Here is a 15,812-nt window from a genome sequence, read left to right as displayed (position 1 = left end):
GAGGTAGTCTGTTTGCAAGAAGCAATCTGCCTGCTGATTCCTAACTGTTTACTCTACCTCGGTAGGGCGGGGCTGTACGGTGGGCTTGGGATGACCAACCTGATGGTCCGTTGAAGCCCGGATTTCCTCGAAATGGTCCTCAAACAGGGCCTGCAGCATTCCATCCTTCAACCCAATATCGGGTACCAGCATCTGGTGCACATCGGCCCACTCCATGGCGGAGAGGTAGATGTGGCCGGCGGGCACGATGACGTCGGCGCGGTCGGGGTTGAGCAGGGCCACGTTCACCCGCTCATCCATGCTCATGCTGGTGAGGTGGTCGAGCACGGTGGCAATGCGCTTGCGCGTAACGGGCTTATCCAGCTGGGGCTGGGCCATGCTGTAGAGCTTGTTGATGTTGCCGCCCGTGCCAATGGCGCGGGACACGTGGTAGCGGCGGGCATTTTCGGTTACCCATTCCTCCATGCGCTGCCAGGTTTCGCGCATGGCCTCGGTACTCAGGCCGGCTTCTTCCTGCTGCATGCGCCGGATGCTGCCCACTTCAAACGACTGGGAAGCCACCTTGCGGCGGTTATGGTAGATGTTAAACTCGGTGCTGCCCCCGCCCACGTCAATGTGCAGGTAGTGCTTCTTGTCTTCCAGCAGGTTCTCGATGACGCGGTTGATGTAGGCGGCCTCGGCCTGCCCGTCAATCACCTGCACCGTCATGCCCAGCTCCTGCTGAATGCGGGCGGCCACTTCCCGGCCATTCTCGGCGGTGCGCATGGCCGAGGTAGCGCAGATCAGGTAGTGGTCGGGGGCTACGTCGTGTACCTCCATCAGCAGGCGCAGCGCGTGCAGAAACTTGATAAACTTCTGCTGCTTTTTCTCCGAGATGCGGCCGCTGGCAAATACGTCCTCCCCCAGCCGCAGAGGGTAGCGCACATACTCCACGCGCTTCAGCCGGTACCGGTCCCCATAATGCAAAACCGCCGAAATCTGGCACCGTACAGCGTTGGATCCAATGTCAATGGCAGCCAGTTTCAGGAGCGGATATTCCATGCAGAGAGGTGTGGAGGGAAAAGAATTCTGGGGCAAATATAAGATTTCGCGGCGGCTGCAAAGTAGTCGGCGTGCCGAGTACCTGGAGCGGAATAACCAGCAGGGTTCGGCAACGAGTGGTAGCCGCCGCTCAATGAGAGTGGTCCTGCGACTCCAAAGGCGCAGGACCACCCCGGCCTGTTGACAGCAAGCGGCTAGTTGTCAATGCGGAAACCCAGCCCAAACTGAATCAGACCATTTTCCACCGATTTCTGGTAAGACACCGATAGGGCCAACTGATCGGATACGGGCGCGATGTAGAAGCCGGCCCCGTAGCCCTGGTGCCAGCCGCCCGGTGAAGAACCTTTGTAGTACACCCGGCCCCGGTCGTAGAGGCCGAAAATGCCGTAGGAGAAGGGCAGAAAGGAGGTTTGCACGCGGCCCAGAGCCAGGCGCAGCTCGGTGTTCAGGTAGAGGCTGGCGTCGCCGGTGAAGCGGGTGCGGTAGTAGCCGCGCAGGCCCTCGCGCAGGCCCAGGTTGGCGAATTTGTAGAAGGGAATGTCGTCGTCGTTGCCGTAGTTTCTGGCCCCGCCGCCCTTCACTACCAGCGTTACCGGAATGCCCAGGCGGGCCGTGCCGTAGTACTCGGCAAAGCCCTGGGTGAGGCCGAAGTTGCCCTTATTGCCGTTGAGCTGGTGGTAGGTATCGTGCTGGGCCCGCAGGCGCACCCCGCGTCGGGCAAAGCTCTGCCGGTCCCGCAGGTCCACATCCAGCAACGCGTTCAGCCCAATGAGGCGCTGAAAGCCGGTGTTCGGAATTCGGTCCTCGGGTACCGGAATCTGGCCGCGTTCCAGCTCGCCCAGGTAGCTGCTGGCGGCGTAGCTGGACGTGTAGTGCTCGTAGCTGGGCCCGATACGAAACAGACTGCGCTGCCAGAATACCCGCTCGGTGAAGGCGTTCAGCGTGAAGCCTTTGTAGCGGGCTTTATAGTATTTGTTGTCATACCGGTCCTGGTCTTTTTTGGTGTCGTTGCCCAGCCCGAAGAAGTTGTAGAAGGGGAAGAAGTTGCCGTATTCGGTGCGGGCGCCTACGTCCCACTTGCCGAAGGCATAACGGTGACGCGTGGCCAGCGACACTTGGAAGTTGCCGCCGCTGGAGCCGCGCACGTCAAACGAGTACAGGTTTTTGAAGTCCGGCTTGCGGAAGCCCTGGCGCACAAAATCAACGCCCGCACCCACCCCGATACCGTCGTTGGCATTCACGATGACGGTAGCGCGGGGCTTGTAGCCGTTGAACTCGAACTGCTCCCGGTCGTAGTGGTTCACATCGGGCCGGGTAGAGGTGCGGTTGTCCGACTCCGGACCCAGCTTGAGGTCAGTATCGGGCACGTCATACACTTTGGTGAGGGTGCGCAGGCCGCTCACGCGGGAGTCATCCGAAATCCGGTCTTTACCGTCGCCGCCAATGATGCGCACCAGCACGCTTTTGCTGGCCGAGCCGGTTACCGTGAATACGTCTTTGCCATCGAGACCGTAAAGGCTCACTTCTTCGGTTTCCTTGGGCGAGAAGGTCCGGTCGAACAGGGCCGGGCCGTTGGGCGCGTCGCCCTCCTTGGCCTTGTCGAATAGTTGCACCCGCACGCGGCCGTCGGCCTGGCGGTCCACCCGGAACACCTCGGCCTTGTTGGAGCCCACCACGTCCACGCGCCTGGCCAGCAGCAGGTAATACGCATCCAGGGCCTTGGGCAGCTCCCTGATGCGGGCTTTCAGCTTGAGGTTCAGGTCGTCGGTCGACAGGCTTTTCAGCTCGGGGGGCAGCGTACCGGTGGCCTCGTCGATGGCGGCGGGCGTGATGCGCTCCTGCATGTAGCGGGCAATTTCCTGCCACTGCTCCCGGCTCAGGCTTTGCAGCAGAAACCTGTCCAGGTGGCGGGCGGGCCAGTTCAGGCTTTTCATGTCGCCGAATTCGGCCTGAAACCCTTCAATGCTGGGTACGGCCCATTCCCGGTTAGCCAGGTAGGTGAGGGCCCCGTTCCAGAGCGTGAACGACTGGTCCCGGTCGCGCGGAATGGGCTTATACACGGTTTTCTTGCCGTCCTTGAAGCCCGCCCACTTCCAGTTGTCCTCGTGCTTGCCGAAGTCGGCCACCAGCATATCAAACGCCCGCGCCCGGCCCAGGGCCACGGCGTCGATGCGGTTGTCGTTGTCTTTATAAAGCTGGCGGAAGAAACTGAACGAACGGCGTACGTCATCGGCCCCGCCGAAGCCGGGCAGGTTGGGCTTGGGGTCCACGGGCCGGTCTTCCAGGGTGCCGAACAGGCCGGCGAACTGCTCCCGGTAGGGGCCCAGCTGGTTGTTGTCGGGCAGCACAAATAGCCGGGGCCGGGCGTGCAGAATGTCCGTCTTATCCAGCAACGAGCCCGTTACCAGCGCCGAGTAGGGGTGGGCCGTGGGCGTGATGTCGCGCAGCACAGTAGCAGCAAACGACTGGCGCAGTTCCGGGGGCAGAATCCGGGTCACGTCCTTATCCACCGAGCGGAACACGTACTCCGAAGAGTCGGCCGCAATGAGCTTGAGGGAAGTCGTCTGGCGGCCGCCGCCGGGCCCGAAGGGGCGCAGGCCGCCTTTTTCGGTAGCAAGGTTGAGGGTGCGCACCTGTACCGGCTGGGTCCAGGAAGTGCGGTAGAGCTTGCCCAGCCAGAACCGGGAACTGCCATTACCGGCGTACTGCTTGCCGGCCGCCAGCGTCTGGGTGGCTTCAAAAGGCGCATCGGGCTTCACCTGGGCCACGCCTTTGGGGGCCGATGGGCACTCGGGAATGAATGAGTTGACGGGCACCCCGGCCTGCTCCGGTCCGCAGGCCGAGCGGAACAAAGTAGCCGCGTAGGCTTCCCGGGCCGAGTTGCCGCTGTCGAACGTGTAAAACGCCGTTTTTACGGTGCCGTCGGCGTAATAATCGAGGCGGGAGAAGCCTTCTTCGGCTTTGTTGAATTGCGACTTGGCATTGGCTCCCACGTGCTGTTTCTCCGCGAAAGAGCCCGATACCAGATGGTAGCTGCCCTGCTGCTCAGTGAGCTGCAGGCTGTAGTCGTGGGCGGCGGCGTACACGGCTCCGGGATGGTCGCGCAGGGTGTTCAGCATTTCCTTCTGGAACTGCTGGTAAGCAGGGTTGGCCAGGTCGCGGGGGGAGCCCACGTTCTGGCGGTAGGCGGCGTACACGGTGCCGGCCACGGGCGGCAGCAGGTGGCGGCTCAGGGGCATGTGGCCACCATACACACCGTTGCTGATGACCGGCTGGTGGCCCACCAGCAGCACATTGCGGCCCTTGGTTTCGTCCAGCACATCCTGCAGCTGCTCGCGGAACTCTTCCACCGTCATGGTTTTGCAGTCGGTGTCGGGGGCTTCGGGCCGGTCGAAGGGGTGCGTCCACCAGGGCGAGTTGATGGCGACTAAGCGCACCAGCGGGGCTACGTCCACTATTTCGGGGCCGGGGCAGCCGCCGGTGGGCAGAAAGGCGTTTTGGCCGGGCAGCTTATCCTCAATATATTTTTCCAGCCGCCGCACCCGCTTCAGGCCATCGGGGCCGGAGTTAGCCCAGTCCTTGTCGCCGGGCAGGAAGTAGATTTTACCGTTCGGCAGGCCCCGTACCAGCGCAATCAGGGCATCGGCGCGGGCCGTCTGGCCGGCCTGGCTGGAATCCTTGGCCGAGCCCAGGCCTTCATTGCCTACAATATCACCGAGGTGAACCACGGTAAACGGGCCGGTTTGCTGCTCCAGCGTGCGGCGCAACGCCTGCAGATGTCCGGCAGGCAACTCCGCCGTGGCCGTATTACCCAGTAGAAAAACTGAGTGGGCCGGTGAGGACGACTGGGCAAAAAGGGGAGTAGAAACTGCCAGGCCCAGACCGGCCAGCAGCATGCGCGAGTAACGAAGGGACATAGGAGGGGGAGTGTAGAAGCCTCTTCTACGGAAAACCAGTTATTCCGATTTAACGCCGCTTTAATTTCTGATTAGCGAGCTTGTGCTGGTCGCCGCAGGCGTAAGGTGTAGTATTGAGCCAGAAGCAGCAGGGCGCAGGGCACCAGCACCCATTCTAGCTCGCTACGCAGCACGCGGGCGGCCCATTCGCCCACAAACTTCTTCACGCCAATGGGCGAAACGGCAATGGGCCGCAGGCCAAAAAAGTACCGTTCCGTATCAAACGGGCTGAAAAATGCAACACCTTCCCCGCCCGTCGTCATAGCATCCAGCACGCCGTGCGAGGCCGTGGCCAAAAACAGCAGCAGCCACAGCCGGGCCAGCGGGGGCGTAGTGTTGGTGCGCCGGATGCGGCAAACGGCCGTAACAGCAGTAGCCACTACGGCCGCCGCCAGCAAAGAGTGACTCAGCCCCCGGTGGCCCCAGAGGCTGGCGTACGGCACGTGAAATTTAAAACCGATAACATCGGCATCGGGCAGGAATGCACAGGCGGCAGCAAGCAGCCAATAAGGCCAATAGCACCGCTCGGGCAGCAGCAGTTTGCCCAGCGTAGCGCCCAACGCGCAGTGGCCGATTATGGAAGCCAACGGATAAACTAGTGGAGTTGAAGAAATCAGAATACGCAACCAACTGCGTGAACAGGCACTACTGCGCCCGTAGCTCAGCGGCCACCTGCGGTACGCCTACGGTAGCCGGCTCGGTGACGAAGTGCAGGTTGGGCCGGTGACTGACCGGCGGGCGGCTGGGGTCGATGATGTAGATGGGCGTGCCGCGCCGCACGTAATCCACCAGCCCGGCGGCCGGGTACACCTGCAACGACGTGCCCACCACCAAGAATACATCGGCAGTGGAAGCCTCATAGGCAGCTAGTTCCAGCAAGGGCACGGCCTCCCCAAACCATACGATGTTGGGGCGCAGCTGGTGGCCTTTTTCGCACAGCTCGCCCAGTTCAATCCGGTCCGAGTGCATGGGGTACACCAGTTCCTCGTGGCGGGAGCTGCGGCTTTCGAACAGTTGCCCGTGCAGGTGAATTACGCGGGAAGAACCGGCCCGCTCGTGTAAATCATCCACATTTTGCGTTACGATAACCACCTCAAACTCCTGCTCCAGCTCGGCCAGGGTGCGGTGGCCGATGTTGGGCCGGGCCGCGCGGGCGGCGGCGCGGCGCTGGTTATAAAACTCCAGCACCAGCGCCGGATTACGGGCCCAGCCTTCGGGCGTGGCTACTTCCTCGATGCGGTGATTTTCCCACAGCCCATCGGAGGCCCGGAAGGTAGCCAGCCCGCTTTCCGCCGAAATGCCCGCCCCGGTCAGGGCTACCAGTTTCTTCTTCATCAGGGGTAATTAGAGCGTGTGAAGGAGTGTGAAAAGAACGTTATGCGGAGCGGAGCCGAAGCATCTCTTCCTCAATCTAGCCTAGCAGTACGCACGAAGCGGTAGAGATGCTTCGGCTGCGTTCCGCATGACGTTTGAAAGATACGTATCTGGCCCCTGCCGGCCTTATCATAAGTTCAGGTTACCGCTTGCCTGGCCTACTCAAATCGTTTCAACTCGCTGGCTCGGAAGGTCCACTCCGGGGTACTCACCTGCGAGGCGGCGGGGTCAAACAAAAACCAGGCACTGAGGCCGGTGTCATCCCACGCGTTGTTGAGAACGTGTATCTGCTGGGCGGGCATGTAGCTCTGGGCCAGCAACGCCACCCGCCGACCAGTACCCGGCTGCACGGCCACATCCAGCACCAGCACCGCGTGCCCCGGCGAGCCGCCCCGGATGAGTACGTCGCCGGGCTGCACTTGGGCCAGGGGCACCGGCCGCAGTTCCCTGCTCAGCGAGAGGGTGCCAGCGTAGGTGAAAATCTGGTCGAGGTAGCGGCGCAGGCTGGCGTGGGTGGGGGCTTCGGCCGGGCGCGGGGCGGGCTGCACGGCGTCGCCCACCACCCGGAAGCCCGTGCCGCTGTACCAATCCTGAAACCGGATATCGTCGCCACTGGTCAGGTGAAAATGTACCTGGTCGGGTTGCTGGCTGAACTGGTACTCGGCTCGCAGCCGGATAATGGCATCGGCGCACTGCTGCAAATCCCGCGGGCCCACGTCAATATTCAGCACGGCGGCGTGTACATCCTGCCGGTCTTTCAACTGGCCGTTATGCAGCCTGACGGGCGTGCCAACGGGCAGCAGCGGCAGGTAGCGCAGCCACTGCCCGAATGAGCCGGCCGCCATAGCCACGAGCTGGTAGCCCACGGGCGGCGCAAACCGGGCACCTACTGTTTGGCGCGGGTTGTAGCTGTGGGCGGGCAGCCAGGGATAAGTAAGGTGGGGCGTTGTTTCCGCAGTGGCACGGGGAAGCGTAACTGGCGTGTCAGGTTGCGTTTCGGCGGGAGCGGCAGTGCAGGCCAGCAGGAGTGCCAGCGGCCATAGGGTGTAATGCATTCGGAAGGATAAATAGTAGATAACCGCCGCAATAACGCGTAATGCCCGGTGCTATTTTAACCGGTTCAGCACAAAAAAGCCCCAACGGATGGTTGAGGCTTTTCTGCGGGATACAAACAACGCGCTACTTGGCTTTGCCGGTAGTTTTCTTGGCCGTGGTACTGGCTGCTTTTTTCGCCGCGGGCTTTTTGGCGGTTGGCTTTTTCGCTGCCGCGGGCTTCTTGGCGGGGGTATCAGCCTTGTCGGCTTTATCGGCGGCAGGCGCGGCTTTCTTAGCGAAGCGGCCGCCCTTGGCTGGTTTGTCGGGCGTGGCGTCGGCCAGCTCCTGACAACGCTCCAGCGTGAGGGTCGCCGGGTCCTCGCCCTTCGGAATCTTCACGTTCTTCTTGCCGGCCACGATATATGGTCCGAAGCGGCCATTCAGCACCTGAATATCCGGGTTTTCAGCAAACGACTTAATCAGGCGCTCCGAATCAGCTTTACGTTTGGCCTCAATCAAAGCAATACCTTCCTGAGCCGTGATGGTGTGCGGGTCCTGCTCCTTGGTGAGTGAGTAAAACTTGCCATCGTGGCGGATGTAGGGCCCGAAGCGGCCCAGCGCCGCCGTCATATCCTTATCTTCGAACGAGCCCACAATACGCGGCAGCTTAAACAGCTCCAAGGCCTCTTCCAACGTGATGTTCTCGATAAACTGACCTTTGCGCAGACTGGCGTACACGGCCTTTTCGCCTTCCGGAGCGCCTTCCAGCGGCTCAATCTGCACGTAGGGCCCGAAGCGGCCGAGGCGGGCCGTCAGCTTCTGGCCGGTTTCAGGGTGAATCCCGATTTCCCGGTTGCTGCCCAGCGTGTTGCGCTCAATGTTCTGGCCCCGCTCCACAGTTTCGTGGAAGGTACCGTAGAAGCCGGCCAGCATATCGGTCCACTGTTCCTGCCCGTCAGCAATGCGGTCAAACTCGTCTTCTACCTTAGCCGTGAACTGGTAGTCCACAACCACCGGAAAATGCTCTACCAGAAAATCATTCACCACCATGGCCGTGTCGGTGGGAAACATTTTGGCTTTGTCGGCCCCGTAAGTTTCGGTTTTTACCTCGGTTTTCACCGCTTCGTTATCCAGCGTGAGCACGTGAAACTTTCGTTCCTTGCCCTCGCGGGAGTCCTTTTCCACGTAGCCCCGCTTCTGAATCGTGCTGATGGTGGGCGCGTAGGTAGAAGGCCGGCCGATGCCCATTTCCTCCAGCTTTTTCACCAGCGAAGCTTCCGTGTAGCGGGCCGGGGGCGAGGCGTAGCGCTCCGTAGCGCGCAGCTGCTGCAAAGGCAGCTGCTGGCCCACGCTCAGCGGCGGCAGCCCCCGCGAAAACGACGATTCGGCGGCTTCATCCTGTTCTTCCTCGTCCTTGCTTTCAGCGTACGCCTTCAAAAAGCCCTCGAAGGTGATTACCTCGCCGGTAGCCGAAAGCATAGTGCCGGGTTGGGTGCTGATGCTGATGGTGGCCACCGTGCGCTCAATCACCGCATCAGCCATCTGCGAGGCCATGGCCCGCTTCCGGATCAAGTCGTAGAGGCGCTGTTCCTGCGAGTCGGCACCGGCTTTGAGCAATGCGAAATCCGTTGGACGGATGGCTTCGTGCGCTTCCTGAGCGGAGGCCGACTTGGTTTTGTACACCCGGGTCTGGGCGTACTCGGGGCCGTAGGCGCGGCTGATTTCCTGCTTGGCGGCCTCCAGGGCATCCTGCGAGAGGTTCACCGAGTCGGTTCGCATGTAGGAGATTTTGCCGGCCTCGTAGAGCTTCTGGGCCACGCTCATCGTCTGGGCCACCGAGAAGCCCAGCTTGCGTGAGGCTTCCTGCTGCAGCGTGGAGGTAGTGAAGGGCGGCGCGGGGCTGCGCTTACCGGGTTTCTTCTCCAGGTTCTCGATGCGGTAGGCTGCGCCCACGCAGCGGGCCAAGAACGCCTCAGCTTCCTCGCGGGTCTTAAAGCGGGTGGGAAGCTCGGCTTCCAGCACCGCACCCCGGCCAGCATCAAAGCGCGCCACCACACGGTAGGCCGAAGACGTTTTAAACTGATTGATTTCCCGCTCCCGCTCCACCACCAGACGCACAGCCACGCTCTGCACGCGCCCCGCGGAAAGGCCGGCCTTCACCTTCTTCCACAGCACCGGGCTCAGCTCAAAACCTACCAGCCGGTCCAGTACCCGCCGGGCCTGCTGGGCATTCACCAGATTCAGGTCGATTTCCCGGGGGTTGTCGATGGCGTTGAGGATGGCATTCTTCGTGATTTCGCGGAATACAATGCGCCGCGTTTTCTTATCGTTCAGGTTCAGCGTTTCCGCCAGATGCCAGCTGATGGCTTCCCCCTCCCGGTCATCGTCACTGGCCAGCCATACGGTTTCGGCTTCTTTCGCCAGCTTTTTCAGTTGGCTGATTATTTCACGCTTGTCAGCCGAAACCACGTAAGTGGGCTTAAAGCCGTTGGCAATATCAATGGCATTATTGTCCTTGGGCAGGTCGCGTACGTGCCCGAACGAGGACTTCACCACGAAGTCCTTTCCCAGGTAGCCTTCAATGGTTTTGGCCTTGGCCGGGGATTCGACGATGACTAGATTTTTGACCATAGGGGGTGGGAATACACGGGGCTGTTTTGATAGGGAACGGGTGCCGCCGTGCAAAAGTTGAATTTTGCCGCAAAGATGCTGGAATAATCCGGCCCTGGTGCGGCAGGGCGGAAATATCCGACCGGAAAGGCCGGACCCGACCCGGCAGGGCTCAAACACCGGGCGGGGGCAAGAGGTTCAGCTACCGCACGTTACACCCGAAACATAAGATTTTGCCCGGTATAGCAGCCGAATGGGCTTATCTGCTACCTTTGCCTGTCCAGGAACCCTACCTCCAGGGGCTCCGTTTGAGCACCGCCTTCCCTCCGCAGGCTTCGCCCACCTTCCTCCCGTGTATGGCTTCAGCTAAGTCGCCCAAAACCACCCGCCCGGCTTCGGCCGCTCCGGCATCCTCGGATGCCGCTACTTCCGTAGCCCCCGGCAATTTGCCCCTGGTTAAACCAATGGCAACCGCCCGCTCCAATGGCAACCACACCCGCAAGCGGGGGGAAGTCAGCGGGAAGTCCGAAATTCAGGACCCGGATTACATCAACGACCAGCTGAACCGGGTGCTCTATGCCCTCGATGCCTTTAAGAAAGGCGACGTATCGGTGCGGCTGACCAAACAGAACGACGACATCTTTGCCGAAATAGCCGAAGCCTACAACTCCATGGTAGAGATGATTGGCGGCGTGGGCGGGGAGGTGTCGCGCATCTCGAAGGTGGCCGGGGTGGAAGGCAACCTGAAAGCCCGGGCCAACGGCGAAAATGCCGCCGGCTTCTGGCGCGATATGATCAACAACATCAATGGCCTGGTGGATAGCATTGCCGTGCCGGTGTTGGAGGTGGGCAAGGTGCTCAAGAACATCAGCAAAGGTAATCTGGACGAAACATTCCAGATTCCGGTGTCGGGCGACTTTAAGGTGATGGCCGAAACCATCAACAAGACCATCGACAATCTCAACCTGTTTGCCGGCGAGGTAACCCGCGTGGCCCAGGAAGTAGGTACCGAGGGCAAGCTGGGCGGCCAGGCGTCCGTGCCCAACGTGGGCGGCATCTGGAAAGACCTGACGGACAACGTAAACTACATGGCCAGCAACCTGACTTCGCAGGTGCGCGACATTGCCAACGTAGCCACGGCCGTAGCCAAAGGCGACCTGACCCAGAAAATCACCGTGGACGTGAAGGGCGAGCTGCTGCAGTTGAAGCAGAACCTGAACCAGATGGTGGACTCGCTCAACCTGTTCGCCGGCGAGGTAACCCGCGTGGCCCAGGAAGTAGGTACCGAAGGCAAGCTGGGTGGCCAGGCCTCCGTGCCCAACGTGGGCGGCGTGTGGAAGCAGCTGACGGACAACGTAAACACAATGGCCTCGAACCTGACCTTGCAGGTGCGCGACATTGCCAACGTAGCTACGGCCGTAGCCAAAGGCGACCTGACCCAGAAAATCACCGTGGACGTGAAGGGCGAGCTGCTGCAGTTGAAGCAGAACCTGAACCAGATGGTGGACTCGCTCAACCTGTTCGCCGGCGAGGTAACCCGCGTAGCCCAGGAAGTAGGCACCGAAGGCCGCCTCGGCGGCCAGGCCATCGTGCCGAACGTGGCCGGGGTGTGGAAGGAACTGACGGATAACGTGAACTACATGGCCAGCAACCTGACCTTGCAGGTGCGCGACATTGCCAACGTGGCCACGGCCGTAGCCAAAGGCGACCTATCCCAGAAAATCACCGTGGACGTAAAGGGCGAGCTGCTACAGTTGAAGCAGAACCTGAACCAGATGGTGGACTCGCTCAACCTGTTTGCCGGCGAAGTAACCCGCGTGGCTCTTGAGGTAGGTACCGAGGGGAAACTGGGCGGCCAGGCCTCCGTGCCCAACGTAGCCGGCGTGTGGAAAGACCTGACGGACAACGTAAACTACATGGCCAGCAACCTGACGAGTCAGGTACGCGACATTGCCAACGTGGCCACCGCCGTAGCCCGCGGCGACCTGAGCCAGAAGATGACAGTGGATGTGAAAGGCGAAATCCTGGAGCTGAAGAACATCCTCAACCAGATGGTGGACTCGCTCAACATCTTCGGCGACGAGGTAACCCGCGTAGCCCGCGAGGTAGGTACTGAAGGCCGCCTCGGCGGTCAGGCCTCCGTGCCCCGCGTAGGCGGTACCTGGAAAGAGCTGACCGACAACGTAAACACGATGGCCAGCAACCTGACGAGTCAGGTACGCGACATTGCCAACGTGGCCACGGCCGTAGCGAAGGGTGACCTGACCCAGAAGATGACGGTGGATGTAAAAGGCGAGATTCTCGACCTGAAGAACATCCTCAATCAGATGGTGGACTCGCTCAACATCTTTGCGGGCGAAGTAACCCGCGTGGCCCGCGAGGTAGGTACGGAAGGTATCCTCGGCGGCCAGGCCAACGTGCCCAGCGTATCGGGTACCTGGAAGGACCTGACCGACAACGTAAACACGATGGCCAGCAACCTGACCTCTCAGGTACGCGACATTGCCAACGTGGCCACGGCCGTAGCCCGCGGCGACCTGAGCCAGAAGGTGACGGTAAACGTGCGCGGCGAGCTGTTGCAGCTGAAGGAAAACCTCAACCAGATGGTGGACTCGCTGAACACGTTCGGCGACGAAGTAACCCGCGTAGCCCGCGAGGTAGGCACGGAAGGCCGCTTGGGCGGCCAGGCTGTGGTACCCAACGTGCGCGGCACCTGGAAGGACCTCACCGACAACGTAAACTTCATGGCTGCCTCGCTCACCAGTCAGGTGCGCGACATTGCCAACGTAACCTCCGCCGTAGCCCGCGGCGACCTGAGCCAGAAAGTATCCGTTGACGTAAAAGGCGAGCTGCTCGACCTGAAGGACAACATCAACCAGATGGTGGACTCGCTCAACGTATTTGCCGGCGAGGTAACCCGCGTGGCCCTGGAAGTAGGCACCGAAGGCCGCCTCGGCGGCCAGGCCAACGTGCCCAACGTGAGCGGCGTGTGGAAAGACCTCACCGACAACGTAAACACGATGGCCGCCAACCTCACCACGCAGGTGCGGGGTATTGTGAAGGTAGTAACGGCCGTATCAACGGGCGACCTGACCCAGAAGCTGACGCTGGAGGCTAAAGGCGAAGTAGCTGACTTGGCCGATACCATCAACCGCATGGTGGACGACCTGAACCGCCTGGCCTCGGAAGTAAGCCGCGTGGCCCGGGTAGCCGGGGGCGAAGGCAAGCTGACAGAGCGGGCCACGGTAACCGACGTATCGGGTTCCTGGAAAGAACTGGTGGACACGCTCAACGCTCTTATTGAAAGCATTGCCTCCCCCGTGCTGGAAGTATCACGCGTGGTACGGGCCATTTCGGAAGGCGACCTGCAGCAGCAGGTAGAAATCGAAACCACTGGTGACATTCGCGCCATGGCCGACGCCCTCAACTTGGCTGTGGACAACCTCAACGAACTGCTGGGCGAAATCAACGAGTCCTCGCAGATTGTAGGCGAGTCGTCGGAGGAAATGGTAGTGAAAGGCCAGGAAATGAGCCGGGTAACCGTCGACGTGGCCCTGGCCATGCAGCAGATGGCCGAAGGCGCGCAGAACCAAGCCCTCAAAACCGACCAGGCCTTTAAGCTGATTGAAGAAATCATGCAGGCCACCAAGGAAACCGCCGGTAAAGCCGATGTCGGCATCAAGGCGGCCATTCTGGGTGAGCAAACCTCTCAGCTAGGTCTGAAAACGGTAGCCGAGGTGGTGAAAAACATGGAGGAAATCAGTAGTGCCGCCGCCCAAACGTCTAAAACTATTGAGGTACTAAGCACCCGCTCGGGGGAAATCAGCAAGTCGCTGGGCGTAATCACCGACATTGCCGCCCAAACCAACCTGCTGGCACTGAACGCCGCCATTGAGGCAGCCCGCGCTGGGGAGGCCGGCCGTGGTTTTGCCGTAGTAGCCGAAGAAATCCGCAAGCTGGCCGAAGGTTCCCGCAAATCGGCCGGCGAAATTGCCACGCTGGTAGAGGACGTAAAGAAGGACACTACATCCGCCGCTTCCGCTATCAGCACCATGGAAGGCCGGGTACTCAAGGGGAAGAATGCCACCTTCGAGGCCAGCTCGGCCTTTAAGAACATTGCCACTTCTTCGGGCGAAACCCTGCGCACTTCCCGCGACATTCTCACGGCTACTGAGGTACAGAAAACCTCCATCGGCGACGTGGTGAAGTACGTGGAAGAAGTGGTAGCTATTGCCGAGCAAACGGCCTCGGGTACCCAGCAGGTAGCCAGCACCGCCAAGCAGCTTTCCACGAGCATGCAGGAGCTGACTACCAGCAGCCAGAAGCTCACCGACATTGCCGACGACCTGCAGCTGGGCCTTTCGGCCTTCCAGCTGATGGAAGACCTGGAACCCGAACCCGAACCGGAGCCCGAACCCATCCGTCGCCGGTCGATGCTGCGGCATGCCAGCCCGCAGCCCGCAGTGGCAACTGCCCCGGCAGCTATCCGCCGGACCAGCACCACCGAAACGCCGGCCGCATCCACCGAGCGGAAGCGGGCCACCCGCCGGGCCACCACCACGGCCCCCGCTACGCCCACCGACAAAGCCCCCGAAACCACCCGCAAGGCGGGAGGCCGCCGGGCGGCCAAGCCAACGGCTGCTGCCACGGAAGCCCCGGCCGAAACACCGGCTCCGAAAGCCCGGGCTACCAAGCGCAAAGCCAAATAAGCTGATGTTTTCTCCATTTGCCCGGGTATAAGTGCTGCGCCCGGGCAAATGCTACTCTCTCAGGCATGCCTGATTCCGAAAAAAGCGTTAAACAAGATCCTATCATCCAGCTGATTGTATTTCGGTTGGGGGAGGAGGAATATGGCATCCGCATCGAGCAAGTAAAGGAGGTAACTATTACCCCGGAAATTGCCCGTATGCCGAAAACGCCACCCTTCGTTAAGGGAATTGCCAACCTGCGCGGCGATATTATTGCCGTTATCGACTTGGAGGAGCGGTTTGGTCTGCGGCCTGTCGGGCAGGATATGCCCCCCGTATCCTACACCATGGCCATCGAGGCCCGGGAGTACACCATCGGCATTATGGTGCGTGAGGTACCCCAGCCACTGTCCATCCCACAGTCCATCATTGAAAAGGCCCCGGAGTTCATCCAAGACATCAACATTCACGACAAATACATCGAGGGTATCGCCAAAATCGAGGACCGCATCATTGTGGTACTCGATATGCTGAAGCTGCTGACCCCATCAGAAATTATGCAGTTGCAGCCCAAAGCGGAATCTTCCGGTTCGGGCAGCCGTACAAAGGCGTAGTTTTTTTGACTGTCCAGCTTTTTTCCTCATTCCGCTTTTCGCACATCCCATGAAAAACCGCATCCTCATCGTCGACGACTCTTTCTACATGCGTACGATGCTCAAGAACATGCTCACCGACGCTGGTTATGAGGTAGTAGGTGAGGCCGCCAATGGCCAGCAGGCCCTGGAAATGGCCTCCAACACCAAGCCTGATTTGATTACCCTGGACGTGATTCTACCTGATAATACTGGCCTGGACGTGCTGAAAGGCATCCGGCAGGAGCAGCCCGATGTAAAAGTGGTTATGTGCTCAGCCGTAGGCCAGGAGGTCATCGTGAACGAAGCCCTTGAAAGCGGGGCCACCGCCTACATCGTAAAGCCCTTCTCCGAAGAAAAAGTGTTGGAAATTGTAGGCAGTGCCCTGCAGGAAGCTTCCTCTGATCAGGCCTAAGCCCGGTTCTTTCGTTCACGCCGCCTGGTTTTACCGGGTACTTTATCAGTTTGCTCACCCG

9 protein-coding genes are annotated in these 15,812 nt (G+C 60.6%); 3 read left to right on the top strand and 6 right to left on the bottom strand.

Annotation, left to right across the window (positions count from 1 at the left end):
* Positions 1–48: 48 nt before the first annotated feature.
* The 6 genes from ACN19L_RS04560 to topA all read right to left on the bottom strand — a co-directional run bounded on the left by ACN19L_RS04560 (position 49) and on the right by topA (position 10,037).
* On the bottom strand, positions 49–1,041 hold the full coding sequence (locus tag ACN19L_RS04560) for a phosphatase (protein WP_426492357.1): 993 nt from the start codon (positions 1,039–1,041) through the stop codon (positions 49–51).
* A 194-nt stretch (positions 1,042–1,235) separates the two neighbouring features.
* Complete coding sequence (locus tag ACN19L_RS04555; protein WP_426492356.1) at positions 1,236–4,958, bottom strand: hypothetical protein; 3,723 nt, start codon at positions 4,956–4,958, stop codon at positions 1,236–1,238.
* A gap of 71 nt (positions 4,959–5,029) precedes the next feature.
* Positions 5,030–5,584, bottom strand: coding sequence for a metal-dependent hydrolase (locus tag ACN19L_RS04550; RefSeq protein ID WP_426492355.1), 555 nt, complete (start codon positions 5,582–5,584; stop codon positions 5,030–5,032).
* A 58-nt stretch (positions 5,585–5,642) separates the two neighbouring features.
* The gene (locus ACN19L_RS04545; protein ID WP_426492354.1) at positions 5,643–6,332 is read right to left on the bottom strand and encodes an SIR2 family NAD-dependent protein deacylase; all 690 of its coding nucleotides are present in this window, start codon (positions 6,330–6,332) and stop codon (positions 5,643–5,645) included.
* Between the two features lie 197 nt (positions 6,333–6,529).
* Complete coding sequence (locus tag ACN19L_RS04540; protein ID WP_426492353.1) at positions 6,530–7,426, bottom strand: DUF4846 domain-containing protein; 897 nt, start codon at positions 7,424–7,426, stop codon at positions 6,530–6,532.
* Between the two features lie 124 nt (positions 7,427–7,550).
* The gene (topA, locus tag ACN19L_RS04535; protein ID WP_426492352.1) at positions 7,551–10,037 is read right to left on the bottom strand and encodes a type I DNA topoisomerase; all 2,487 of its coding nucleotides are present in this window, start codon (positions 10,035–10,037) and stop codon (positions 7,551–7,553) included.
* A gap of 335 nt (positions 10,038–10,372) precedes the next feature.
* Between topA and ACN19L_RS04530 the strand changes: the two genes are divergently transcribed.
* From ACN19L_RS04530 to ACN19L_RS04520, 3 genes are all read left to right on the top strand, one after another.
* Positions 10,373–14,725 (top strand): HAMP domain-containing protein, encoded by a 4,353-nt coding sequence (locus ACN19L_RS04530; protein ID WP_426492351.1) that lies wholly within the window; start codon positions 10,373–10,375, stop codon positions 14,723–14,725.
* A 65-nt stretch (positions 14,726–14,790) separates the two neighbouring features.
* A complete protein-coding gene (locus ACN19L_RS04525; RefSeq protein ID WP_426492350.1) occupies positions 14,791–15,318 on the top strand; it encodes a chemotaxis protein CheW in 528 nt (175 codons plus the stop codon).
* Between the two features lie 49 nt (positions 15,319–15,367).
* A complete protein-coding gene (locus ACN19L_RS04520; RefSeq protein WP_426492349.1) occupies positions 15,368–15,751 on the top strand; it encodes a response regulator in 384 nt (127 codons plus the stop codon).
* Positions 15,752–15,812 lie beyond the last annotated feature (61 nt).

Source organism: Hymenobacter sp. 102 (genome assembly GCF_049949205.1).
Taxonomy (GTDB): domain Bacteria; phylum Bacteroidota; class Bacteroidia; order Cytophagales; family Hymenobacteraceae; genus Hymenobacter.
This window is presented reverse-complemented; position numbering and strand designations above follow the sequence as displayed.